The 24,254-nt window shown below is 39.2% G+C and carries 28 protein-coding genes and 1 riboswitch; of the genes, 13 read left to right on the top strand and 15 right to left on the bottom strand.

The window, feature by feature from the left end; genetic code table 11:
* Positions 1 to 82: 82 nt before the first annotated feature.
* Together menB and PB1_RS16240 are read left to right on the top strand one after the other, a co-directional pair.
* Complete coding sequence (gene menB / locus PB1_RS16245) at positions 83 to 901, top strand: 1,4-dihydroxy-2-naphthoyl-CoA synthase (protein WP_004439135.1); 819 nt, start codon at positions 83 to 85, stop codon at positions 899 to 901.
* A gap of 96 nt (positions 902 to 997) precedes the next feature.
* Positions 998 to 2,476 carry an o-succinylbenzoate--CoA ligase gene (locus tag PB1_RS16240; protein ID WP_004439133.1) on the top strand — a complete coding sequence of 493 codons (1,479 nt, stop codon included), beginning with the start codon at positions 998 to 1,000 and terminating at the stop codon, positions 2,474 to 2,476.
* A 189-nt stretch (positions 2,477 to 2,665) separates the two neighbouring features.
* On the opposite strand, the gene PB1_RS17235 is transcribed toward PB1_RS16240, so the two are convergent.
* Positions 2,666 to 2,824: a DUF1540 domain-containing protein gene (locus PB1_RS17235; RefSeq protein ID WP_004439131.1), complete on the bottom strand. Its 159-nt coding sequence runs from the start codon at positions 2,822 to 2,824 to the stop codon at positions 2,666 to 2,668.
* A gap of 131 nt (positions 2,825 to 2,955) precedes the next feature.
* Positions 2,956 to 3,999: a metal ABC transporter solute-binding protein, Zn/Mn family gene (locus PB1_RS16235; protein ID WP_004439128.1), complete on the bottom strand. Its 1,044-nt coding sequence runs from the start codon at positions 3,997 to 3,999 to the stop codon at positions 2,956 to 2,958.
* 221 nt (positions 4,000 to 4,220) lie between these two features.
* Here PB1_RS16235 and PB1_RS16230 point away from each other — a divergent pair, with 221 nt between their 5' ends.
* Positions 4,221 to 4,784, top strand: coding sequence for a beta-class carbonic anhydrase (locus PB1_RS16230; RefSeq protein ID WP_004439125.1), 564 nt, complete (start codon positions 4,221 to 4,223; stop codon positions 4,782 to 4,784).
* Here the strand turns inward: PB1_RS16230 and yidD are convergent.
* On the bottom strand, positions 4,781 to 5,011 hold the full coding sequence (yidD, locus tag PB1_RS16225; RefSeq protein WP_004439122.1) for a membrane protein insertion efficiency factor YidD: 231 nt from the start codon (positions 5,009 to 5,011) through the stop codon (positions 4,781 to 4,783). The genes PB1_RS16230 and yidD overlap by 4 nt on opposite strands.
* A gap of 140 nt (positions 5,012 to 5,151) precedes the next feature.
* Here yidD and PB1_RS16220 point away from each other — a divergent pair, with 140 nt between their 5' ends.
* Positions 5,152 to 5,625 (top strand): S-ribosylhomocysteine lyase, encoded by a 474-nt coding sequence (locus tag PB1_RS16220; RefSeq protein WP_004439119.1) that lies wholly within the window; start codon positions 5,152 to 5,154, stop codon positions 5,623 to 5,625.
* 217 nt (positions 5,626 to 5,842) lie between these two features.
* On the opposite strand, the gene cotJC is transcribed toward PB1_RS16220, so the two are convergent.
* Genes cotJC through PB1_RS16205 form a run of 3 tightly spaced genes read right to left on the bottom strand, consistent with a single transcriptional unit; the run spans position 5,843 to position 6,936 of the window.
* Positions 5,843 to 6,412 carry a spore coat protein CotJC gene (gene cotJC / locus PB1_RS16215; protein ID WP_004439117.1) on the bottom strand — a complete coding sequence of 190 codons (570 nt, stop codon included), beginning with the start codon at positions 6,410 to 6,412 and terminating at the stop codon, positions 5,843 to 5,845.
* Positions 6,413 to 6,430: 18 nt separating this feature from the next.
* A complete protein-coding gene (locus tag PB1_RS16210) occupies positions 6,431 to 6,691 on the bottom strand; it encodes a spore coat protein CotJB (RefSeq protein ID WP_004439115.1) in 261 nt (86 codons plus the stop codon).
* A complete protein-coding gene (locus PB1_RS16205; protein ID WP_004439114.1) occupies positions 6,688 to 6,936 on the bottom strand; it encodes a spore coat associated protein CotJA in 249 nt (82 codons plus the stop codon). The genes PB1_RS16210 and PB1_RS16205 overlap by 4 nt, the downstream gene beginning before the upstream one ends.
* Before the next feature lie 251 nt (positions 6,937 to 7,187).
* Between PB1_RS16205 and PB1_RS18240 the strand changes: the two genes are divergently transcribed.
* Positions 7,188 to 7,418 (top strand): hypothetical protein, encoded by a 231-nt coding sequence (locus PB1_RS18240; protein WP_004439112.1) that lies wholly within the window; start codon positions 7,188 to 7,190, stop codon positions 7,416 to 7,418.
* A 406-nt stretch (positions 7,419 to 7,824) separates the two neighbouring features.
* Here the strand turns inward: PB1_RS18240 and PB1_RS16195 are convergent, their stop codons facing one another.
* Positions 7,825 to 8,082: a DUF6154 family protein gene (locus PB1_RS16195; RefSeq protein WP_004439109.1), complete on the bottom strand. Its 258-nt coding sequence runs from the start codon at positions 8,080 to 8,082 to the stop codon at positions 7,825 to 7,827.
* A 172-nt stretch (positions 8,083 to 8,254) separates the two neighbouring features.
* Between PB1_RS16195 and PB1_RS16190 the strand changes: the two genes are divergently transcribed.
* Positions 8,255 to 8,572 carry a hypothetical protein gene (locus tag PB1_RS16190; RefSeq protein WP_004439107.1) on the top strand — a complete coding sequence of 106 codons (318 nt, stop codon included), beginning with the start codon at positions 8,255 to 8,257 and terminating at the stop codon, positions 8,570 to 8,572.
* A 244-nt stretch (positions 8,573 to 8,816) separates the two neighbouring features.
* A complete protein-coding gene (gene ytkD, locus PB1_RS16185) occupies positions 8,817 to 9,344 on the top strand; it encodes an RNA deprotection pyrophosphohydrolase (protein ID WP_004439105.1) in 528 nt (175 codons plus the stop codon).
* Here the strand turns inward: ytkD and PB1_RS16180 are convergent.
* From PB1_RS16180 to PB1_RS16170, 3 genes are read right to left on the bottom strand one after another with little or no spacing between them, the layout of a single operon-like run.
* The gene (locus tag PB1_RS16180) at positions 9,339 to 10,112 is read right to left on the bottom strand and encodes an ABC transporter permease (RefSeq protein WP_050979114.1); all 774 of its coding nucleotides are present in this window, start codon (positions 10,110 to 10,112) and stop codon (positions 9,339 to 9,341) included. The two genes, ytkD and PB1_RS16180, sit on opposite strands and share 6 nt — an antisense overlap.
* Positions 10,113 to 10,125: 13 nt before the next feature.
* On the bottom strand, positions 10,126 to 10,905 hold the full coding sequence (locus PB1_RS16175) for an ABC transporter ATP-binding protein (protein WP_004439099.1): 780 nt from the start codon (positions 10,903 to 10,905) through the stop codon (positions 10,126 to 10,128).
* Between the two features lie 32 nt (positions 10,906 to 10,937).
* Positions 10,938 to 11,930, bottom strand: coding sequence for an ABC transporter substrate-binding protein (locus tag PB1_RS16170; protein ID WP_004439094.1), 993 nt, complete (start codon positions 11,928 to 11,930; stop codon positions 10,938 to 10,940).
* 224 nt (positions 11,931 to 12,154) lie between these two features.
* Here PB1_RS16170 and PB1_RS16165 point away from each other — a divergent pair, with 224 nt between their 5' ends.
* Positions 12,155 to 12,397 (top strand): DUF2584 domain-containing protein, encoded by a 243-nt coding sequence (locus tag PB1_RS16165; RefSeq protein WP_004439091.1) that lies wholly within the window; start codon positions 12,155 to 12,157, stop codon positions 12,395 to 12,397.
* 161 nt (positions 12,398 to 12,558) lie between these two features.
* Here the strand turns inward: PB1_RS16165 and pckA are convergent, their stop codons facing one another.
* Entirely contained in the window at positions 12,559 to 14,145 is a 1,587-nt protein-coding gene (gene pckA / locus PB1_RS16160; protein ID WP_004439089.1) for a phosphoenolpyruvate carboxykinase (ATP), read from the bottom strand.
* A 211-nt stretch (positions 14,146 to 14,356) separates the two neighbouring features.
* On the opposite strand from pckA, the gene PB1_RS16155 reads away from it, so the two are divergent.
* The 3 genes from PB1_RS16155 (at position 14,357) to asnB (ending at position 18,804) form a co-directional block, all read left to right on the top strand.
* Positions 14,357 to 14,740, top strand: a complete 384-nt coding sequence (locus PB1_RS16155; protein ID WP_004439087.1) for a thiol-disulfide oxidoreductase DCC family protein — start codon at positions 14,357 to 14,359, stop codon at positions 14,738 to 14,740.
* An 89-nt stretch (positions 14,741 to 14,829) separates the two neighbouring features.
* A riboswitch (SAM riboswitch) is annotated at positions 14,830 to 14,956 on the top strand.
* 380 nt (positions 14,957 to 15,336) lie between these two features.
* The gene (metK, locus tag PB1_RS16150; RefSeq protein WP_004439085.1) at positions 15,337 to 16,536 is read left to right on the top strand and encodes a methionine adenosyltransferase; all 1,200 of its coding nucleotides are present in this window, start codon (positions 15,337 to 15,339) and stop codon (positions 16,534 to 16,536) included.
* A 363-nt stretch (positions 16,537 to 16,899) separates the two neighbouring features.
* Positions 16,900 to 18,804: an asparagine synthase (glutamine-hydrolyzing) gene (gene asnB / locus PB1_RS16145; protein WP_004439082.1), complete on the top strand. Its 1,905-nt coding sequence runs from the start codon at positions 16,900 to 16,902 to the stop codon at positions 18,802 to 18,804.
* On the opposite strand, the gene PB1_RS16140 is transcribed toward asnB, so the two are convergent.
* The gene (locus PB1_RS16140; protein ID WP_004439080.1) at positions 18,801 to 19,676 is read right to left on the bottom strand and encodes a C39 family peptidase; all 876 of its coding nucleotides are present in this window, start codon (positions 19,674 to 19,676) and stop codon (positions 18,801 to 18,803) included. The two genes, asnB and PB1_RS16140, sit on opposite strands and share 4 nt — an antisense overlap.
* Positions 19,677 to 19,818: 142 nt before the next feature.
* Entirely contained in the window at positions 19,819 to 20,334 is a 516-nt protein-coding gene (locus PB1_RS16135; RefSeq protein WP_004439078.1) for a gamma carbonic anhydrase, read from the bottom strand.
* A gap of 148 nt (positions 20,335 to 20,482) precedes the next feature.
* Between PB1_RS16135 and PB1_RS16130 the strand changes: the two genes are divergently transcribed.
* Together PB1_RS16130 and PB1_RS16125 are read left to right on the top strand one after the other, a co-directional pair.
* Positions 20,483 to 21,286, top strand: coding sequence for an alpha/beta hydrolase (locus PB1_RS16130; RefSeq protein ID WP_004439075.1), 804 nt, complete (start codon positions 20,483 to 20,485; stop codon positions 21,284 to 21,286).
* Positions 21,287 to 21,299: 13 nt separating this feature from the next.
* Positions 21,300 to 22,382: a tetraprenyl-beta-curcumene synthase family protein gene (locus PB1_RS16125; RefSeq protein WP_004439072.1), complete on the top strand. Its 1,083-nt coding sequence runs from the start codon at positions 21,300 to 21,302 to the stop codon at positions 22,380 to 22,382.
* A gap of 244 nt (positions 22,383 to 22,626) precedes the next feature.
* Here PB1_RS16125 and mnmM read toward each other — a convergent pair whose 3' ends face one another.
* Positions 22,627 to 23,199 (bottom strand): tRNA 5-(aminomethyl)-2-thiouridylate-methyltransferase MnmM, encoded by a 573-nt coding sequence (gene mnmM / locus PB1_RS16120; RefSeq protein ID WP_004439067.1) that lies wholly within the window; start codon positions 23,197 to 23,199, stop codon positions 22,627 to 22,629.
* Positions 23,196 to 24,164, bottom strand: a complete 969-nt coding sequence (gene mnmL / locus PB1_RS16115; RefSeq protein WP_004439065.1) for a tRNA modification radical SAM protein MnmL/YtqA — start codon at positions 24,162 to 24,164, stop codon at positions 23,196 to 23,198. Before mnmL ends, mnmM begins: the two co-directional genes overlap by 4 nt.
* Positions 24,165 to 24,254 lie beyond the last annotated feature (90 nt).

Below are 24,254 nucleotides of genomic sequence, written 5' to 3'. Positions count from 1 at the left end.
AAATGCAGATAATACGATCATAATACAAGTATACTGCTGAAGAGTCGGCTTATCTAATACTAAAAAATGAGGAGGTTTTAAAATGGCAGTTGAATGGATCCCTGGCCGTCAGTATGAAGATATTATTTACGAAACATATAACGGCATAGCGAAGATTACAATTAACCGTCCTGAAGTACATAATGCTTTCCGTCCTAAAACAGTTGTGGAATTAATCGATGCGTTTGCTTATGCTCGCGATGATCAAAACATTGGAGTGATTATCTTAACCGGTGCTGGGGATAAGGCGTTTTGTTCCGGAGGGGACCAAAAGGTTCGCGGACATGGCGGCTATGTAGGAGAAGACGAAATTCCGCGCTTAAATGTTCTTGATCTGCAGCGCTTAATCCGTGTTATTCCAAAGCCTGTCATTGCAATGGTTAAAGGGTATGCAATCGGCGGCGGCCATGTGCTGCATGTTGTATGTGATTTAACGATTGCAGCGGATAATGCTATTTTTGGACAAACAGGACCGAAAGTCGGGAGCTTTGATGCAGGTTATGGCTCTGGATACCTTGCAAGAATTGTCGGACACAAAAAAGCTCGTGAAATTTGGTATTTATGCCGTCAATACAATGCACAGGAAGCACTCGAAATGGGGCTTGTCAATGCTGTCGTTCCACTTGAAAAAGTTGAAGAGGAAACCATTAAATGGTGCGAAGAAATTCTTGAAAAAAGCCCGACTGCGATTCGCTTCTTGAAAGCAGCATTTAATGCAGACACAGATGGTCTTGCGGGCCTTCAGCAATTTGCAGGGGATGCAACGCTTTTATACTATACAACAGATGAAGCGAAAGAAGGAAGAGATGCATTTAAGGAAAAACGCAAACCCGACTTCGGCAAGTTCCCTCGCTTTCCTTGATGTCATAAAACGAAGTGAGTTTGATATAGTTTTTTTCATCACAGCTTGATGGCCTTCCATCAGGCTGTTTTATTTTCGAATGAGGTGAGTATCAGTATGGTGGAACAAACAATACCAAATTGGCTGAAAAAACGCACGGACCTTACCCCCGATCGAATCGCCATTCACTTCCGCGATTCTTCCATCACGTTTCGGGAATTGTTTTATCTTGCTGTTAAAACAGCCGGCCAGCTTTCAGAAGTTGGTTTGAAAAAAGGACAGTTTGCCGGTGTGCTGCTTAGAAACCATCAGGATACCGTTTTTATTTTGCTTGCGCTGCAGATGCTTGGAATCAAAGCGGTAATCCTTAATAACCGATTAACGCCTGAGGAAATTATATGGCAGCTTAATGATTCACATTCATCCTTTTTAATAACAGAAGAGGCTTTTGACGGACATATAAATGAAATTACTGGAAAAATAAATGATCTTCCAATTATAACTAAGCAAAATCTTTTTCAAAAAAAAGGTTCATCCCCTGAGATTCTTGATGAATATCATATGAATGATGTTTGCACGGTCATGTATACTTCTGGTACAACCGGCCATCCGAAAGGAGTATTGCAAACATACGGCAACCATTGGTGGAGTGCAATAGGTTCTGCCCTGAATTTAGGATTATTTGAGACAGATACGTGGCTGTGTGCAGTGCCTTTGTTTCACATCAGCGGCTATTCAATCCTTGTCCGAAGCATGATTTACGGAATGACAATCGTCCTTCATGAATCATTTGATGAGCACGAAACAATAAAAGACATTCAAAAGTATAATGTTACGATAATGTCTGTCGTTAGCGTTATGCTAAAGCGGATGATCAATTCGCTCAGGGATAAAACATTTCCGGAAACCTTTCGCTGCATGTTATTAGGAGGAGGTCCTGCTCCGCTTTCGCTTCTTGAAAAATGTATTGAAAAAGGAATTCCAGTTTTTCAAACATACGGTATGACGGAAACAGCGTCACAAATAGTGACCCTCGCTCCTGAATACGCCTTGTCGAAACTTGGTTCCGCCGGAAAAGCATTATTCCCGTCCGAGGTGAAAATTGTGAATTCAACAGGGGAAAAAGCAGCACCTTTTGAAGAAGGAGAAATCTATGTTAAAGGCCCTAATGTAACAATCGGGTATTTAAATCAGGATCAGGGAACAAAGGATTCGATGCAAAATGGATGGCTTGCAACAGGAGATATTGGCTATATGGATGAAGAAGGGTTCCTATACGTCCTTGACCGCCGCCAAGACTTGATTATTTCTGGGGGGGAAAACATTTATCCTGCAGAAATTGAAGGAGTGCTGTTGTCTCATCCTGATATCATCGATGCAGGAGTAACCGGACTTCCTGATGAAAAATGGGGACAAATTCCAGCTGCCGTGATTGTAAGGAGCAGAAGATCGAAGCTTTCAGAAGAAGAGGTCATTAGTTTCTGTACAGAAAAGCTAGCGAAATACAAGGTTCCGAAGAAAATCATATTTGTTTCAGAACTTCCGCGAAATGCGGCTAAAAAGCTCTTAAGAAGAAAATTGCCTAACCTGTTTTAATTTGGAGCAAGAGGGTGTCGAGATGTATCAGATTAATGGCCTAACCTAAAAAGGTCTTGTAGGCTTATAAACCGGATTAAGGGCTGATAAATCAAAAAATTAACAAAATACGTCTGGATTCAGGCAAAAAAATACGAGAAAAAGGGTCTGACTATTTGCTCATGAGTCAGACCTGTTCATTATTCAATATTAGTGATGTGCAGGTTCAAATGTTTTGCAATCTGTCTCTTTACTGTCATCTGCCGTTTTTCCTTTATGGCTGACAACGTAAATTTGATCTGCATTGCATCGGTTACCTTGGGCCCAGTATGTGCAGTTGTTCACTTCGCAAAGTACATCTTTTGCCATCTTGTATCACCTCTTTAATGTTGATACAAGATTAGGCTTTTACTTAATCAGAAAGTTAATACATGACAGAAAAAGGAACCTTGAATGTTAAAGTTAAATATTTAAGCTCCCTTTTTCTATTAACGGAGGCTTTAAAAAAATTTTTCATTTAAAGCTTTTTTTAATGTTTCAATATTTTTTTTCATTAATGTAAAATATGTTTCGTTATTTTTAATATCTTCATCAGTCAATGTCGCTAAATTGTGAAGTGTCAGCGCATCCCCGCCGATTTCTCTCTGAACGATTCCACTTAGCTTTGAACTAAAGTTTTGCTCAACCAACACATATTTAAGATTATGTTCTTTGGCAACAGCTATAATCTTTTCCAATTCTTTTTGTGACGGCTCATTTGTAGTCGATAAACCAGAGATGCTAATTTGTTCGAGACCATATCGTTTTTCCCAATAACCATAGGCTGCATGGGAGACGATTATTTCATGGCGTTTCGCTGAGTGAATCGTTTTTTCGAATTGATGATGAAGATCATCCAATTCCTTTGCAAGTTCTTGATAATTTTCTTCAAATGTACTTTTTTGTTCAGGAAGTTTTTCAGACAGAGCATTTTTGATTTCTTCAGCTAATTGCTTAGCATACAACGGATCAAGCCAGACATGAGGGTCGATATCGCCATGGTGATGGCCATCATCGTGTCCTCCCTCATGTGAATGCCCTTCCTCATGCGAATGTTCGTCTTCATGGGAATGCTCTTCCTCCGTGGCACGCTCTTCACCGGCATGAGTATCTTCTTCTCCTTCAGCTGCTTTGGGCTCATCAAAAGTAATGTGCTCACCAGCCGCAACTAACGAAACATCTTCATTCTTTAAAATATCTTTCGCTTTATTAACAAAACCTTCAAGACCTAAGCCAATATAAATAAACAGATCGGCATCTGCTAATTTCATCATATCTTTTTGAGAAGGCTCGAATGTATGTTCATCGGCTCCTGCAGGATAAATCGAATCTGCGGATACGAAATCTCCGCCGATTCTTTCTGTAAAATAAGCAAGCGGATAAATAGTCGTATAAATCATTAATTTGCTATCATTTTTTTTTGCTGAATCAGCTTCATTTCCGCATGCAGATAAAAATAAACTGATTGGTAATAATAAAGAAATAAGTAAAATAAGCTTTTTCATGATGCTGCTCCTTTCTTGGCATAAACCGTATTTATTACGATTTGACTAAGAAAAAATATATTTGTACTTTTATAGATAATCCGTAATTGTTACGGTTTAGTACAAAAAGAATCATACAAAAGAAATAATGAAATTGCAAGGGAAAAAAATTGTCTACTTCATTTGTTTTTTGTATTCTTATAAGATGTAAACATATTATTTTCGGGGAAAGGAAGAATCACTTGAAACTGCTCGATGAAATTTTACAATACAATGAACAATTTGTAGCTGAGGAAAAATATAAAGAATTTGAAACAACGAAATTTCCGAATAAAAAATTGGTAATCTTAACATGTATGGATACAAGATTAATTGAGCTGCTTCCGAAAGCACTTAATGTAGGAAATGGTGATGTGAAGATAGTTAAAAATGCAGGTGCATTGGTTACGCATCCGTTTGGGAGCATTATGAGGAGCTTGCTTGTTGCAGTCTATCAATTGAAGGCAGAGGAAGTGCTTGTAATCGGCCATTATGATTGCGGAATGAGCGGAATGAGAGCGGATGATGTGATAAAAAATATGTATGAAAGAGGCATTAAAAAAGAAACAATTGATACATTAAACTATTCTGGAATAAAAGTAAATGAATGGCTGCAGGGTTTTGAAAATGTTCATGAAAGTGTATTACACAGCGTAAATGTGATAAAAAACCACCCGCTTTTGCCAAAAGATCTTCCCGTTCATGGATTGGTTATTGACCCGAAAACCGGGAAGCTCGACTTGATTGTAAATGGCTATGCAGATTAATGCTTCGGCTTTTTATCCGGAACAGGATCGAATCCTCCGGGATGGAACGGATGGCATTTGAGAATACGTCTGATGGTAAGCCAAACTCCTTTTAAAGGCCCAAAACGCCTGATTGCTTCGAGCCCATAATGGGAGCATGTAGGATAAAAACGGCAGGTCGGCGGTTTTAAAGGTGAAATCACAATTTGATAAAAGCGGATGATTCCAATCATCAGTTTGCTGATCATTGTTACAGCCTCCTTTTGCTAAAAGTAAAATATCATAATTTGTCCTTTTCGTCTAAATTTGTGAATTTCATTGTAAGTAGATGAAAAAAGTCGGAATTTACGTTATGATAGTATTAGATGAAAAAAAGGAGTGATATCAAATGCCTTCTGTAGAAAGCTTTGAATTAGATCATAATGCAGTAAAAGCCCCTTATGTAAGACATTGCGGTGTTCATAAAGTGGGAAGTGACGGTGTTGTCAATAAATTTGATATTCGTTTTTGCCAGCCAAATAAACAGGCAATGAAGCCTGATGCAATCCATACGCTGGAGCATTTGCTTGCATTTACGATCCGCAAACACGCGGAGAAATATGATCATTTTGATATTATCGATATTTCTCCTATGGGCTGCCAAACTGGATATTATCTCGTTGTGAGCGGGGAACCGACTGTAGACGAAATCATTGATCTTCTCAAAGATACAATGAAGGAAGCAGTTGAAGTAACAGAAGTGCCTGCTGCAAATGAAAGACAATGCGGTCAGGCCAAACTGCATGATCTTGAAGGAGCAAAACGATTAATGCGCTTCTGGCTCGAACAAAGCAAAGAAGACTTAAAGCAAGTATTTGCTTAAGTATTAAGAAATGACCTTTTTTAAATAATAATCATTTATGTTTGTTATGGAAACAAATTACTCAAAAAAAATAATCTTATTTAAAAGAGGCTGGCCCATAAGCAAAGGGTCAGCCCCCTCCAATATATATTGTCTTTGCCGGAGGGAGTCAGACCCTTTTTTCATTGTTAAACAAAAAAGCTTGAGTAAGTTTTTTGTATAAACTACATATTTTATATTAAAAAACCTTTTTCCGGTCCCTTTCTTCTTTTAATATTTCCACCGCTTCACGGAAACGCTGTGAATGGACGATTTCCCGTTCTCTTAAAAATCGCAAACTGTCATTTAAATCGGGATCATCAGACATATCGATAAGCCACTGATAAGTTGCTCTTGCTTTTTCTTCGGCTGCAATATCTTCGTAGAGATCAGCGATCGGGTCTCCTTTCGCTTGTAAATATGTAGCCGTAAAAGGGACACCTGCCGCGTTATGATAAAATAATGCTGAATCATTGTTGGCATAATGCTCGCCTAACCCCGCATCTCTTAATTGTTCCGGTGTTGCGTCTTTTGTTAGTTTATAAACCATCGTCGCAATCATTTCAAGATGTGCAAATTCTTCCGTCCCGATATCCGTCAGCAATCCTATTACTTTATCCGGGATCGTGTAGCGCTGGTTTAAATAACGGAGTGCCGCAGCTAATTCTCCGTCCGCTCCTCCATATTGCTCGATCAAATATTTGGCGAGCGTTGGATTGCAAGTACTGACTTTAACCGGGTATTGAAGCTTTTTTTCATAAATCCACATGGTTTCTCTCCTCCTTATCTATATTTGCCATGGCCAAGGGGTCGTTCCCCAACTCCATTTTGCATCCGAAAAACTGTTTCCGTATTGTTGAAGAGGACCAAACTTCGTTTCAAAAGCTTGCTTAAGTTGTTGGCTGTATTGCGCATACTGATTAAACTGCTGGATCGCTTGATAATCATCCGGATGTGTATCTAAATAAAGAGTTAATTCGACAAGAACAAAATCAATCGCCTGTATTTCTTCTAAACGTTGATAGTATTCCTGAGGCAGCTGATTCAATCTGTGTCCCTCCCTTTTGCTTCATACGGGTTTTCATAATAATCCCAAAATACAGGCCATAATGTTCCCTTTTTTAATGCCTCATGCGGTGAGAATTGTTGCAAATTCGGAGGCTGGAATCCCAAATAGAGGTTTGGAGGAGTGGAATAATATTTTACTCCAATTGGTCTGCACGGATCATATGGGCTATGATAGGGACGGTATGCCTTTAAACGTGTAAATGTTTTATTCCTTTGATCAGCCAATCGACACACCCCTTCTTTTAAAAAGATTTATTACAATTTTATTCATCGTTTGTTTGTCCTAATGACAACGAAAAAGAAGCGATGCCAAACTAATTGTGGACAAACAATACTGATGAATCAAAACGATCAAGGAATTTTCACCCAATTATTGATAAATCTAAAATTTTGTTCAAGAGTTGGTTGATTTAAAAATGTAATTAGATTACTATCAAATTAGATATAGGCTTAATCAGGAGGGTATATATTGCATTGTGATTAATGCAATAAAAATACTTCATAAAGAAAAAAAGTATGTAAGGTTATTTTTAGCGGGAATCGTAAATGGTATTGGAGACCGTTTTAGTCAAGTTGCTCTTTTGGCCTTGCTGCTAGAATTAACAGATTCGGGGTTTGCTGTTGGAATTGCATTAGCCATTCGAGTTGTTCCTTTTTTAATATTCGGCCCCTTTGGAGGATTTTTGGCTGACCGATTATCATGGTGATTACTGACTTATCAAGAATTGTTTTTGCTATCTCTTTTGTATTTGTAAATAACGTGTCTGCCATTTGGATTATTTATGTAAGCACATTTATATTAGCTACAGGGGAAGCGATTTATGCTCCTGCAAGAAAGTCAATTAACATGAGTCAATAATGTCAGTCCTGCATAACGTTAAAGTGTTAATCCGTTAATGCATTGAGGGACTGGCCCGCTGTGCTTTAAAGCGTTAAAGCTGGTAATTATCATGGGGCTGTCTCATGAGGGTCTGACCCTTAGGCCTTTGATACAGCCCCCGTTTTCACCGTTAGGTTTTTTTCTAATAGATGAGACGCGTATTCGAAGATCCCTACGAAAGGTTTTATGAGAGGGGTGTTCAGAAATGACGTCTCTTTCGATATGTAATCAAATTAATGTATATTACGCGGATAATAAGAATTTGTGCGGTTCTGCCCGAAATCTTCTTGTGCAAACTTTCCCTTTAAACTCTCGATTAAGTAAAGACCCATTATATCATACAGTTCTTGTTTATCCATTTCATGAATGATGTTTAGCAAATCTTCGTAGCTTGTCTCCTCGAGAAAGGCAAATGCCAGCATATCAATATCTTCTTCATCTCCGGTCAATTTATTGCGATACAGCTCATAAAGCTCGTCTACAAGTTTCAATTTCCCACCTCGCATTATTAATACGTAAACAATCCATCACTATACTTATTCAATACCCTTTTATGAAAAATATATTCCTTGTTCAAATCGATGATTTGAAAATTAGGAAGGATGAATAATTAAGACTTAAATGTGGGAAACGAATAGGAAAGAGGGAAAAGGGGCTGTGAAAATGGAACAAAAGAAAAAAACGTACTATATAGATCTCGGAAGCGGTGAAATTTCACAAAGTTCTACAGCATCTACTTGGAGTTATAAAATTCAGGCGAATGATGAGGAAATTACCTTATTAAGGGAATATTTTGATCAAAATTATTCAACTGAATGGCAAAACTTTTTTCGGGCTCATGTTCCTTATGTTCAATACCATTATGATAGGGAAAATGATGCGTATGATGAAACTATAAAAAAAATATATGCCTTGATCTATAAGCTTGGGGACGATGAGGCAAAACAGCATATTGAAAATATGGGAATTTTGCAGGAATAAATTGTAGGGGCTGACTTATAAGAGTGTGGATTCCTCCGGCAAGGACTATTTATTGAATGGTTTTAATAGTGTGCGTCACAATTTGAATTGGAGGGGTCTGACCCTTTACTATTGAATCAGCCCCTTTGATTGCCACGACCTTCGTTCTGCTACTAATTTTCTGATGAAGAAAGACGCTCTAATAGTGAGCAATTGATTTTTCTTATATAATATTAAGAAACGATGTTAACGAATGAGGTAGATTATGGAAGAGTTTCGTGACTTTAAAGGGCATGTTATCCAATTTAGCTATGAGCCCAATTATTTTACATTAACAAGTAAACATGTCTTTGTCATATGCGAATATAAAAATAAATGGCTTTTAACGAATCATAAGGTACGTGGTTTTGAGTTTCCCGGCGGAAAGGCTGAACAAGGCGAAACTCTCGAACAGGCTGCATGGAGAGAAGTTTATGAGGAGACGGGCGGAGTATTAAAAAGACTTCAATTTGTCGGAGAATATTATGTGTTAGATCCCGGTCAGCCATTTGTAAAAACGGTATTTTATGGCGAGGTGGAAAAGCTTGCAGAAAAGGATGACTACCTCGAAACAAACGGCCCAGTCCTATTTGATGGAAATCTTTTAGAAAGCCGGTTTGAAAAGAAATTCAGCTTTATAATGAAAGATGATGTTGTAAAAAAAAGTTTAGATAAAATCAGCGAAATAAGAAACTGTTTGGCAAAAAATAAAAACGACATGCACATGAATGCCTGCCGTTATCCTTCTTTATGAACTATTTTTGATCAATTTCTTTTCCAATAGTTCAACCAGCTGATACATAATGGTTGCAAACACCGCAATCACAAGCAGGGAAAGTAGTACAAGCGTAAAATTAAAAACTTGGAATCCATAAATAATCAAATAGCCGAGGCCTTGTTTCGAAACAAGAAACTCACCGACGATCACACCTACCCAGGACAATCCGACATTTACTTTTAACGTTGAAATAATGACAGGAAAGGAAGCAGGCAAAATCGCTTCTTTGAAAATTTGGAAACGGGATGCCCCAAAGGTTTGCAGCACTTTTAAATAGTTAGGGTCTACTTCTTTAAAGGATGTGTAGACAACAATTGTCGTGATGATGACGGAAATAATAGCTCCCATTGCGATGATGGAAGTTAATCCGGGACCAAGTGCAACAATTAGTATTGGTCCTAAAGCAACCTTCGGCATTGCGTTTAACACAACTAAATAAGGATCCAATACTTTTGAAACTATCGGAGACCACCATAAAAATGCCGCAAGCATTGTTCCAAGCAGTGTTCCTAAAATGAAACCAAAGACAGTTTCTGAAAGTGTAAACCCTATATGGGCAAAAAGAGAACCATCATTTACTTTTTTGATAAACAGTCCCCAAACCTTTGATGGAGAGCTAAAAATGAGCGGATCGATCCATTGCTGACGGCTGGAAACTTCCCACGCTGTGAAGAACAAAATAAAAATAGCCGCTTGATAAAATAAAACCCAGCGTTTTTCCTTTCTTAAAGATTGAATATACATTTCGTGAAGGAGTTTAATATTTTTCTGCCGGTCCAATTGATTCCAACTCCTCCCAAATTTCTTGAAATATCTGTAAAAAAACTTCGTGATTACGGGCGGCAAACGGTGATAGTTTCTTGAGTTCATCTGGAATGATAAAGGTTTTATGGAGACTCCCAGGTCGTGCTGTAAAAAGAAATACCCGATCACTCATAGCAATCGCTTCACCTATATCGTGCGTAACAAGGATCGCTGTTTTGCCAAACGTTTTTAATGTATTGGACACTAAATTTTCCAGTCTTAGTTTTGTTTGATAATCGAGAGCTGAAAATGGTTCGTCAAGCATCAAGAGCATCGGTTCGGTTGCCAATGTGCGGACAAGGGCGACCCTTTGCCTCATGCCTCCTGACAGCTGTTTTGGATATTGTTTTTCCACACCTTTTAATCCCATTTGCTCAAGTAATGTGAATGCGTAGTTTTTCGCAGATTCATTTAAGTTTTTTGAAAGCTTTAAGCCAATTAAAATATTTTCTTCAATTGTTTTCCAGGGGAATAAGTAGTCTTGCTGAAGCATGTATCCAATTGAACGGTCAGCTTTTTTTACAGGCTTTCCTTTTATTGTCACTGATCCTTCAGTAGGATTTATTAAACCGGCGATAATTGATAGCAATGTCGTTTTGCCGCAGCCGCTCGGACCGAGGAAGGATACAAATTCTCCTTCCTTTACTTCGAGCGAAACATCGGAGAGGGCCGTAGCAGCCGATGTTTTTGTGAAATATGTGTGATGAATTTTTTTTATTGTTAAAAAATCCATTTGCCGGCCTCCTCATTATCGTTAATCTCTTTTTACTTAACTTTGTTGGCTACTTCTGTATTTACTAGGATTTTGTGTTCAATCCGTTTTGGAAGCTCGCCTGCTTCCTCCATAATGTTCTGGAGATTATTCCATTCTTCTTCATCCAAAATAGGATCAGTTGCATAAGAACCTTGGCTTTTATATCGGTCAACAACTGTCTCAATAATTGAAAGGTCTGTATCTTCGAAATGTGGCTTGATCACTTCCGCAATTTCTTTCGCACTGTGAGATTCCACCCAAACTTGAGCTTTGTAGATTGCGCGTGTGAATTTTTCGATTACCTCTTTATTTTTTTTCATATAGCTTTGTTTTGCCATGAAAGTGGTATATGGAACATGGCCGGATTCCGTTCCAAATGAGGCAACGATGTAACCTTTTCCTTCTTTTTCAAAAACGCTTGCAGTTGGTTCGAAAAGTTGGACAAAATCTCCTGTTCCTGATGCAAATGCCGGAGCGATGTTTGCAAAGTCAACATTTTGAATTAAGTTCAAATCTGTTTTCGGGTCAATACCGTGCTTCTTTAACACAAATTCACCGACCATTTGCGGCATTCCGCCTTTGCGCTGGCCTAAAAAGGTACTTCCTTTCAATTGTTCCCATGAGAAATTTTCGATTTTATTGCGGGAAACGAGAAATGTTCCGTCAGTTTGTGTAAGCTGGGCAAAATTGATAACCGGATCGTTAGAGCCTTGAGCGTAAACATAAATCGAAGTTTCTGAGCCGACAAGGGCGATGTCAGCTCCGCCGGATAATAACGCAGTCATCGTTTTATCTCCGCCTGCCGTTGTTGTCAGATCGACCTTAAGACCTTCGTCTTCAAAAAAGCCTTTTTCAAGAGCAACATATTGCGGAGCATAAAAGATAGAATGAGTAACTTCCGCTACTTTCACATTGAGAACTTCTTCCTTATTACATGCTGCTAAAGGTATAATGAAGATGGCAATCAGCAAGAAGGAAAAACAAATTTTAATCCAATTTTTCATTCATGCAACCTCCCTTTGACGGATAAATTTTAGCTTTTTTTGATCTAACATATCGTATGAAGCAGCGAAAAATGTGTGAATGCCTATAGCCTATAAAATGAAACTTCCATTCGTTGGGGTTTACTGTTTTTTAATCGCGGAGAAAGTGAAATTAATGCAAGGATGAAAATTAAATCTGAAAAATGATAAGATAACGATAAGGATAATACAAAGGAGAGAGATTGATGGGAATGCCGTTGGAACTCAATACGGTCATTGTTACAAAGGGAAAAGAAATCCGGATAAAAGATAATTATTTTACACTGGAGAAAGAAGGATACCGGCTTTATCCTATGGATATTCCAGTTGATGTAAGAAAAACAGTTGATAGTGGTTCAAGCGGTATTGCAGTCATTAAAAAAGTAGAATGGCATGAAAACAGGACGGTTCTGACTTACCAGTTAATTTCGTTAAATACTATAAATTGAGCAAAGCACCTAACTAATGCACCTACGCAAAAAAGAGGCTGACTCATAAGGGTCTGACCTCATGTGCATTTATCAATATATAGCACATTTATCCAACATTTTGTCCTATATATTGTGTTATGGGGCCTGACCCTTAGGCTTTCGAGACAGCCTCTTTCAATTTACGCGATAGGACCGCCTTTTTCTTCAATTTCAGCAGGTACATTTTTAAACTTTTTGAAGTTCTCGCGGAATTTTTCAACAAGTTCTTTTGCTTTTGCATCATACGCTTCCGGGCTTTTCCATGTTTTGTTTGGCTGAAGGACTTCATCAGGAACGCCTGGAACATGTAAAGGAATTTCCAGTCCAAAGAATTTATCTTTAACGGTTTCCGCGTTGTCCAGTTCTCCTTCCAGGGCAGCTTGAACCATCGCGCGCGTATAAGCGAGCTTCATACGCGCGCCAGTGCCGTATTCGCCTCCGGTCCAGCCTGTATTGACTAAAAATACGTTTGCATTATGCTCATCGATTTTTTCTCCAAGCATTTCTGCATAGCGAGTTGCCGGAAGAGGGAGGAACGGAGATCCAAAGCAAGTTGAGAACGTTGCTTGCGGAGAAGTAATTCCTCTCTCCGTTCCGGCAAGCTTGGATGTATAGCCGCTTAAGAAGTGGTACATTGCCTGTTCCTTTGTTAGTTTTGCTATCGGCGGGAGTACTCCGAAAGCATCAGCTGTTAAGAAAATAATTGTGTTCGGATGGCCGGCAATGCTTGGATCAACGATATTGTCAATCGCTTGAATCGGATATGCTGCACGTGTATTTTCTGTTAACGTGCTGTCATCATAGTCGGGAACCCTTGTTTCTAAATTAATCACAACATTTTCTAAAACTGAACCGAAACGGATGGCATCAAAAATTTGCGGTTCTTTTTCCCGGGAAAGATTGATGCATTTCGCATAGCATCCACCCTCAATATTAAATACGCCATTTGGTGACCAGCCATGCTCATCATCACCGATAAGCCGGCGGTTTGGATCAGCTGACAATGTTGTTTTTCCAGTGCCTGAAAGGCCAAAGAATAAAGCAACATCTCCTTCACTGCCGACATTTGCAGAACAATGCATGGATAGAATCCCGTTTTCAGGCAGCATATAGTTCATTACAGAAAAAATTGATTTTTTCATTTCTCCCGCATATTCTGTTCCGCCAATTAATACGGTACGGCGCTCAAAAGAAATAATAATAAAGGTTTCAGATCTAGTACCATCAACCGCAGGATCTGCTTTGAAGTTTGGCGCGGAGATCACGGTGAATTCCGCTTGATGCTCCAACAATTCTTCTTCTGTAGGGCGGATAAATAATTGATGGGCAAACAGGTTGTGCCATGCATATTCATTTATTACTTGAATCGGCATGCGGTACTTTTTGTCAGCTCCCGCAAATCCTTTGAATACAAATATTTCTTCTTTTTCCTTTAAGTAGTTTATTACTTTATTATATAGTTTATTAAATGCTTCTTCGGATATTGGCTGGTTTACGGAGCCCCAATCGATTTTATCTTTCGCAGAAGCTTCTTCCACGATATATTTATCCTTAGGCGAACGCCCGGTGTATTTCCCTGTTGTTGCACGAACTGCTCCGGTTGATGTCAAAGCCCCTTCTTTACGGTATAACACTTTTTCCACTAATTGAGGGACGGACAATTGAATTTGAACATTATTTCCTTTTAACAAGTCAGTCAACTCGTTCGGAATCGTAACAGAATTCATCTGATGATTACCTTCCTTTTTCAATTGTATTTTTGTAAGTGGTTACATATCAATTAGTATAACACTTTTGAATAATTAGTCTATACTATATATAAAAGTTTCAATAATATTTTACAAAATGTACTTTTGAACCGTTTTTAAAATAGTATGTTAAAATAGACATAAATTATGATTTATCTGCTCAAGTCTTATATTCAGCAAAAAAATGGGAATGATCATTTTGAAAACCATTGCGTTATACGATAAAACATGCTTGTTATGCCAAGAAACGAAAAGATTATTCAATAAACTCGATTGGCTTGGCAAAGTTGAATGGATTCCCCTTCAAGAGTATGAGAAAAAACAAAGCCGCTTTGCGTTTCGAAAAGAAGATTTAAGGAAAGAAATTCATATTATTACTCCGTCCAATAAAATCTATAAAGGATTTTATGCAGTAAGGCGCTTGCTTGTTAATTTTCCTGCAACATTTCTCTTTGGGATTTTGATCCATGTTCCCTTCGCAGACAGGATCGGGAATCCTATTTACAAATGGTTGGCAAAAAACAGGCATAAATTTCTGCGGAAAAATTGTGACAGAGGAAGTTGCTCCATATAGAAAAACATAGGTCCAGCGCATAATTTGGGCAAAAAAACAATTGACATCGTTTAACACAATACGATATGATTTAACCTTGAACGGATACTCTCTTATCCCGAGATGGTGGAGGGACAGGCCCGATGAAACCCAGCAACCTGCTCCAAGATGAATTTACAAACGTCGAGAGCAAAGGTGCTAACCTGAGGCAAGGATAAAGTCCTTGAACGATAAGAGTGAAAGGCGCGAACCTGACGTTTTCAACCTTTCCTCATGTGCGGGAAGGTTTTTTATTTTGTTTATATCAAGGGCATGCAGTCTTTCGTTTTGACAAAAACAATCGATGGCTATGAATGCCGAAAAAATTCAGTCCGGCATTATAAATCTGCCATATTTATTTCATACTAATGGGAATGAGTACCGTATCAATTGAGGTTAGGAAGTGTGATTTGTGAGTTGTCCAGCTCGAGCGTCCAGGCCATCGGATCATAAGCCGCCCTGCTGCTAGGGCTGAAAAGCTGCCTCTTTGAAGGCCGTCTTATGCCTGTCCGGCTTGAGAGGAGAACTCCGTTTCTTTTGCAACCTCGCTCTATATTATGAAATAAGGAGGAAGTCAATTGTCAAAAAAACGTCGTTTGTTTACTTCTGAATCAGTAACTGAAGGACATCCCGATAAAATTTGCGACCAAATTTCGGATGCTATTTTAGATGCTATTCTAGCAAAGGATCCGAATGCTCGTGTTGCCGCTGAAACATCTGTCACTACTGGTTTGGTGTTGGTTACCGGAGAAATCACAACTTCTACGTATGTAGACATCCCCAAAATTGTTCGTGAAACAGTTGCAAATATCGGCTACACCCGTGCGAAATACGGTTTTGATGCTGAAACATGTGCGGTATTAACTTCTATTGATGAGCAGTCCCCTGATATTGCTATGGGTGTTGACAAGGCTCTGGAAGCTCGTGAAGGCCAAATGACAGATGAAGAAATCGAAGCGATCGGAGCAGGAGACCAGGGATTAATGTTCGGCTTTGCCTGCAACGAAACAAAAGAGCTTATGCCTTTGCCGATTTCTCTTGCCCATAAGCTTGCCCGCCGTTTAACAGAAGTGCGGAAAGAAGAGATTCTTCCTTACCTTCGTCCGGATGGTAAAACACAGGTAACTGTTGAGTATGATGAAAACGATAAGCCTGTACGCATCGATACAATCGTTATTTCAACTCAGCACCATCCTGAAGTTACACTTGAGCAAATTCAGCGTAATATTAAAGAATATGTCATTGACCCGGTTGTTCCAAAAGAATTAATTGATGAAAATACAAAATACTTCATCAACCCGACAGGCCGATTCGTTATCGGCGGTCCTCAAGGGGATGCCGGCCTAACAGGACGCAAAATTATCGTTGATACTTATGGCGGTTATGCGCGCCACGGCGGCGGTGCTTTCTCTGGCAAGGACCCTACAAAAGTTGACCGTTCAGCTGCTTATGCAGCACGCTATGTTGCGAAAAATATCGTAGCTGCAGGACTTGCAGAAAAAGTTGAGGTTCAGCTTGCATATGCGATCGGAGTTGCCAAGCCAGTATCAATTTCAATTGATACATTTGGTACAGGAAAAGTCAGTGAAGATGTTCTTGTTGACCTTGTCAACAAAAACTTTGACCTGCGTCCTGCAGGGATTATTAAGATGCTTGACCTTCGCCGTCCGATTTACAAACAGACTGCAGCATACGGCCATTTTGGACGCAATGATCTTGATCTTCCTTGGGAGCGTACTGATAAAGCAGAAGCTTTAAAGCGACAGGCACAAATTTAACATTCGACGAGGCTGTCTCAAAAGCCCAAGGGTCAGACCCCATAACACAATATATAGGACATAATAATGGATAAATGTGCTATATATTGATAAATGCGCATGGGGTCAGACCCTTATGAGACAGCCTCGTTTTATTTCTCCGTCTAATTTTTGAGAGAGCTGTCTACGGCGTTTACTTCGATGTAAATACGTGTAAACTTCAATTAATCCCTGATTTTTCCCGGCGATTTTTTTGTGTTCTAAGTGCATTTTTGGTGTGAATAGTGGTAGTATTAGAGAGTATGTTTTTCGTTGAATGACGAATGATTATAGGTAATAGTTTTTAATATTTTTTTCAAAAAAACGGAGAAGGTGACGTACATAATGTGTGGTTTTATTGGTTGTGTACATGAGAAAGCACAAGAATATCGCAACGAACAAAAACTATTGTTTAAGAATATGAATAACATTATTACCCATCGCGGCCCGGATGATGACGGCTATTTCTTTGATGACCATATTCAATTTGGTTTTCGTCGGTTGAGCATTATTGATCTGGAATCCGGCCACCAGCCTTTAAGTTATGAAAATGAACGCTATTGGATCATTTTTAACGGAGAAGTTTATAACTATGTTGAACTTCGCGAGGAGCTGGTTAAAGAAGGGCTTGCCTTTGCTACGGAATCTGATACAGAGGTAATTATTGCCCTTTACAGCCATTTGAAAGAAAAGGCGGTTGAAAAGCTTCGCGGCATGTTCGCGTTTGTGATCTGGGATAAACAGGAGAAAACCCTGTACGGTGCACGAGATCCTTTTGGAATTAAGCCTTTCTTCTATTTTGAAGATGGTGACAAAACGTTCTTTGCATCTGAAAAGAAAAGTATTCTATTAGCAATTGAGAACGATGTCCTAAACTACGAGTCATTGCAGCATTATTTAACGTATCAATTTGTGCCGGAACCTAATACGTTGTCTGAAGGAATAAAAAAACTTGAGCCTGGCCATTATTTTATCAAAAAAGTAGGCTCGCCAATGGAAATTAAGCGCTATTGGAAGGCTTCTTTCAATCCTGTTCATAAATCAGAAGATGAATTTATTAAAGAAATTAAAGATGTCTTATTTGATTCAGTAAAAATTCACATGCGAAGCGATGTGCCTGTCGGTTCATTCCTTTCAGGAGGAATCGATTCTTCTCTTATTGCTTCAATTGCAAAAGAGTTTCATCCTGCAATAAAGACCTTCTCAGTAGGGTTTGAACGCAACGGCTTCAGTGAAATTGATGTAGCGAAAGAGACGGCTGAAAAGCTTGGCGTTGAAAACATCAGCTATGTTATTTCGCCTGAAGAATATATGAACGAACTTCCGAAAATTATGTGGCATATGGATGATCCGCTTGCAGACCCTGCGTGCGTACCTTTATACTTTGTTGCTCGTGAAGCAAGAAAGCATGTTACGGTTGTTTTATCCGGTGAAGGAGCAGATGAATTATTCGGCGGCTATAACATTTACCGTGAACCGCAATCACTTGAAATGTTTGATAAAATCCCTAAAACCGGAAAATCGGTCTTAAAAGTCATTGCCAAAATGATGCCGGAGGGTATGAAAGGAAAGAGCTTCATTGAACGCGGCCTCACTCCGATGGAAGAGCGTTATATAGGCAACGCCAAAATGTTTACAGAAGAGGAAAAACGTGATCTTCTCAACGTTTATAAAGAAGGTCTAAACTATACAGATGTAACAAAGCTGTTGTATGAAGAAAGTGCCGGCTACGATCCTGTTGACCGTATGCAATACATCGACATCCATACATGGCTGCGCGGCGATATTTTGTTAAAAGCTGATAAAATGACAATGGCCCACTCATTAGAACTTCGTGTTCCGTTTTTGGATAAGGCTGTGTTCGAAATTGCTTCAAAAATTCCAACCAGCTTGAAAACGGCAAATGGAACAACGAAATATATTTTGCGCAAAGCTGCCGAAGGAATCGTGCCTGACCATGTACTGAACCGCAAAAAACTCGGGTTTCCGGTGCCGATCCGTTACTGGCTGAAGAACGAAATGAACGATTGGGCGAAAAAGATGATCCGAGAAAGCCACACCGATCATTTAATCAACAAAAACTATTTATTAAAGCTTTTTGACGACCATTGCCAAGATAAAGCCGATCACAGCCGGAAAATTTGGACGGTTCTCATGTTTATGATTTGGCATGCTGTTTATGTTGAAAAAAAGTACCCTTTCCAGAAAGAGTACGAAATGAAAAAGCATTTGCAAACGGCTGAAAATTAATTGGGAAGATAGGTGATCGCCTGCCTTCCCATTTGCACCCAGGAATCTTTAAATTCCTTTATGGGTGCTTTTTTATTTTTCTCGCCTGTAAGAGGGTCGTTAAAGTAAATAAAATGACGGTCGTACCCTGTGATAAGCACTGAATGCTCTTTAAAAGTTACTTTCACTTTTCCTGTCGGGGTATGCCATGTTTGGAACTGGCTGTCGGGAAGCTTTTTATATTGGCTGTTTATGATGACCCATACGGGCCTGCCATCAGAAAGGTGAATTTTCAGCTCCTGGAAGTCAGATCCGGTAAGATCGGTGATTCGGCCGGGCAGGTAGTGATCAGCTAGTTCTTTAATTGGCTTATGATAGACGCCAAGCCCGGGTTCTTTGTAATTGTCGATGCTTCCGACAAAACCGTCATTCGGATTGCCGAAAATTATTTTCCCGTTCGATGTGCTGAATGGGGTCGTGTCCTTCTTAATTTTTTTTGCAAGGGTTACTTTGTCTATATCGATTCCGGCATCTTGCAAAAGCATTGCCAAGCTTGTAACTTCACATCCCCTCGGCAGTTCGGGCATTTGGGATATAACCGGTGCATCGAGAAGAACCTTATCTTTGATTTTAATAATCGAAACATCGAAGTTTTTGTCGAGGTAAGTGTTTGTTTTCGGAACCGGTGCTTGAATCCAGCTCTTTATGGACTCAATTGCTTTGGCGGCATGTCCGGAATTTGTATTTTCAAGAACAAAAGCTCCGGCAATAACGGCCAACACAAATAAAAACATAACTGAAGATTTTACCATGCTTGTCCCTTTTAAAAACGTGATAACAAATGGGAGAAAAACTATCAAAAGGAGCACGATTACAATATATAAGCCATTCATGAAATATCACCCTAATTAACACTATCTACTCTCTATATCGGCCCCATTTTAGGATACGTTAAGTAAGTAAAAAGATACAGCTGGAATAAGTTTGTTGAAATATAGGCAAGCTATAAAAATATTGATGTTTTTAGTTCGGATTTTAATCTTTTTGTAAAGATTTATAATATTGGGCTTTCTCTGCGTATTCTCTGGAGATTCTTTTCATATCTTCAATGTCTTCGTCAGTTAATTCCCGGATGACTTTAGCAGGTCTTCCGAATGCAAGTGTATTTGGAGGGATTTTTTTTCCTTGGGGAACAAGGCTCCCGGCGCCAATAAATGCCCCTTCTCCAATTTCAGCTTGATCTAATATTATGGAACCCATGCCGATCAGCGCTTTTTTTCGGATGATGCAGCTGTGCAGAACAACCTGGTGGCCTACAGTTACTTCATCCTCGATGATAAGCGGATTGTTCGGGCTTTGATGGAGTACGGAATTGTCTTGTATGTTTACTCTGTTTCCGATAATAGTAGGGGCAACATCGCCTCTTATAACTGTATTAAACCATACGCTTGATTCCTCACCGATTTCAACATCGCCTGTTATGGTTACATAATCGGCGATATAGGCTGAATCTGCAATTTTAGGATACTTATAATTATAAGGGTAGATCATATGCAGCAACTCCTTTAAAACATTTTTTTATCTTGATTGTACTGAATGAGTGTATATGATTGTCAAAGCTTTTTTGCTTATAGTTAAATATAATTGTGGTATAGTTCTTTTATATTTCATTCATTAGATTGTCGCAGGAGGAACAATTATGTGGAAATGGGAAGCTGATGGGGATGCAAAAGCGGTTATTGTTATGGTCCATGGAGCAATGGAACACCATCGCCGATACGGCTGGCTCATTGAAATGTGGCGTTCATCCGGATTGCATGTAATTATGGGGGATTTACCCGGCCAGGGAATGACATCAAGATCAAGAAGGGGACATATTGAATCCTTTGATGAATATATTTTTGAAGTAAAAGATTGGGTGCAGGCTGCATATCGTTATGACTTGCCTGTATTTTTGCTCGGGCACAGCATGGGAGGGTTAATTTCAATCAGGTTGCTGCAAGAAGAAAGGTTGAACCTTGCCGGTGTGATATTATCTTCTCCGTGCCTAGGACTTGTGAAATACCCGTCAAAGCTTCTAAATATTATTTCGCATGGATTGAACCTTGTGATTCCGTCATTTCGAATTGAATCGGGAATTACCGTTGATATTGCGACACGGAACCCGGATGTCCGCGAGGCGGATCTTAATGATTCATTATACGTTACAAAGGTTTCTGTAAGATGGTATAGTGAACTAGTAAAAGCCATTAAGATTGCTTTTGAAAAAATGGAGGAAACACAAGATTTGCCTATGCTTGTCATGCAAGGCGGAGAAGATAAAATTGTCAACAAGGTGAATGTAAGAGACTGGTTTAATCAAGTGCCGCTTTCTGAAAAGCATTTCAAGGAATGGCCAAATTGCTACCATGAAATTTTTAATGAACCTGAACGTGATGATGTTTTTGAATATGCAAAGGATTTTGTGAACAGACAGTTAAAATCTCTTGGTTATCTGGTCTAAGGGTGGTGTGAATGTGTTCATCCCAAGCGAACCGATCAGTTTAATGGCAAAAGTGTACAGAAAAATTCTTCCGGAAGTTCACCGTGAATTGGACTATTGGAAAAAACGGGCGAAAGAAATCCCGGATCCTGAATTAAGAAAACAAGCTCTCTCGAGTTTAGAACATAAAACATTCCACTGTGAGGGAGGTGCTATTCTTGCCCTCGCAGCTAATGAACGGTATAAAGAAGCAATCCGGTTTATTGTTGCTTATCAAACAATCAGTGATTATTTGGATAATTTGTGCGATCGAAGCACATCTCTTGATCCATATGATTTTGCTGCGCTGCACGAGTCAATGGCAGATGCTTTAAGCTTAAATGCAGTCCAAAAAAACTATTATCGTTTTCGGGAAGAGCAAGATGACGGAAATTATTTGGCCGACCTGGCAGAAACATGCCGATCGGTTTTAATTGAAGTAACTAACTATCATGTAATCAGCCAGCATTTACTTGAATTATGTAGGTATTATTGTGAACTCCAAATTCATAAGCATGTGAATGCGGAGGAACGTATCCCAAGGCTCAGAAGCTGGTTTAATAACAATAAAGAAAAGATTCCGCATATGGAGTGGTACGAATTTTCAGCATGCTCCGGCTCTACTTTAGGAATATTTTGTTTAGTTTCCTATGCAATGAGAGACGACTTTCAGTTTGAGGATGCTGAAAATATTAAAAATGGATATTTTCCATACATACAAGGCTTGCATATTCTTTTGGATTATTTGATTGACCAAGAAGAAGACCGTGCAGGAGGAGATCTTAACTTCTGTTTTTATTACGAAAACCAGGAAAAAATGTTCAACAGACTGAAGCATTTTATCGAAGAAGCTGACAGGCATACGGAAAAACTCCCTAATAAACGTTTCCATCAGTTAATAAACCGCGGCCTCCTTGGTGTATACTTATCCGATGAAAAAGTTCGAAAACAAAAATGTATCAGGAGGCTTGCAAGAGAGCTTATCAAAAAAGGAGGAACAATAAGCTTGTTCTTTTACTTAAATGGGAGGGTATACCGTGCAATGCAAAAGTGGATCCCTCTTAGTCTTATGAAATAATTTGGCAGCCGGTGTTTCCGGCTGTTTTTATTTATGAATCAGTGATTTGCAAAATTACCTACTTTTTTTGCAAGAATATCGATCTTTTTTCCAAAATTAACAGTTAAATTTACAAAAATATCGGCCCTTTTTCCAAAATTAACAGCCTTATTTACAAAATCATGCTTTATTACGAAATATTTGTCAGCATTAGAAGGCAAAAAGCATAAAAACAGGCACCTTCATTTATGAAAGTGCCTGTTTTCTATCTTTTTTCAATAGCGATAATAAATGGCGGATTGTTTTTTTGATTAATAAACCTGTATTGCAGCACATGCACTGCGTTTTGATCAAGCTTTTCAACATAGCGAAGCAGATAATCCCGTTCGACTGCTCCTTCCGGGTGTCCATGGTAAATCACCAGCACAATGATCCCCTCCGGAGCCATTATTTCCAGCAATTGTTCAATTGCAGTGATTGTAGTCTTCGGTCTTGTTATAATCGATTTATCTCCGCCCGGCAGGTAGCCAAGGTTAAAGATCGCACCTGTTATGTTTCCGTAGTGAACCGGAGGAATGGATTCCAGGATGTGCTCATGACCTTTATGAAAAAAAGTGACCCGGTCAATAAGATTGTGCTCTGCTAGTCGCTGTTTACTGGCAGCCAATGCTTCCTCTTGTATATCAAAACCGTAAACCCTTCCGTTCTGACCGACAAGGTTTGCCAAAAATAATGTATCGTGCCCGTTTCCTAATGTGGCATCCACCGCAATATCTCCGGGGCTCACTGCTTTTTGCAGCAAAGTTCTTGCGAAGGGCAAAATTCTTTCAAGTTTCATGCTTTAAGCCCCGCTAAACTCTTTTTGTAATATTTGCCCTGCCAGCTGTTCCGGCGTTTCAGCTCATTATCAATCGCATTTAAAACTTCCCATTTGTTAACGCTCCACATCGGTCCAATCATTAAATCAATCGGTCCGTCCCCCGTAATTCGATGGATAATCATTTCCTGCGGTAAAATCTCCAACTGGTCACATACTAAGTTTACATAGTCGTCAAAAGAGAGAAATTCAAGCATTCCTTTTTCGTATTGTTTTACCATCGGAGTCCCTTTAAGCAGATGAAGCAAATGAATTTTGATTCCTTGAACATCCAGCTTGGCTACCTCGCGCGCTGTTTTCATCATCATTTCAGGAGTTTCAAGCGGAAGCCCGTTAATGATATGGGAACAAACACGGATTCCATGCTTTCGAAGTTTATTGACTCCATCCACATAACATTGATAGTCATGGGCCCGGTTAATTAAAAGAGCAGTGCGTTCATGGACCGTTTGCAGACCGAGTTCCACCCATAAATAAGTCCGTTTGTTAAGCTCAGCCAAGTATTCGACGACATCATCCGGCAAGCAGTCAGGTCTTGTTGCAATCGAAAGTCCGACAACTCCTTCTTGCTTTAATACTGTTTCATATTTTTCTTTTAATACTTCCACAGGTGCATGTGTATTTGTAAATGATTGGAAATAAGCGATATATTTGCCGTCCTTCCATTTTCGATGCATTTTTTCCTTAATTTTTAAGAACTGGGTTTCCAAGTCTTCTGCACGGTTACCCGCAAAATCACCGGATCCGGCAGCACTGCAGAATGTGCATCCGCCATGAGCTACAGTCCCGTCGCGATTAGGGCAATCAAATCCTCCATCTAACGCCACTTTAAAAACTTTATGGCCAAAGACTTGGCGCAAATGGTAATTCCATGTATGGTAACGTTTATCGTTATTTGCATATGGAAAAGGGCTATTCTGACTCAAATCAGACACCTCTCGCTTTCTTTAGTTGACATAAAAAGAATTTTAACATGAAGAAATTAATTATCCAAATGAAATTCTTGCAAGTGAATT

This window comes from Bacillus methanolicus PB1 (assembly GCF_000262755.1).
GTDB lineage: Bacteria > Bacillota > Bacilli > Bacillales > Cytobacillaceae > Bacillus_Z > Bacillus_Z methanolicus.
The sequence above is the reverse complement of the archived record's forward strand: the minus strand, read 5'-3'. Positions and strand labels throughout refer to the sequence as shown.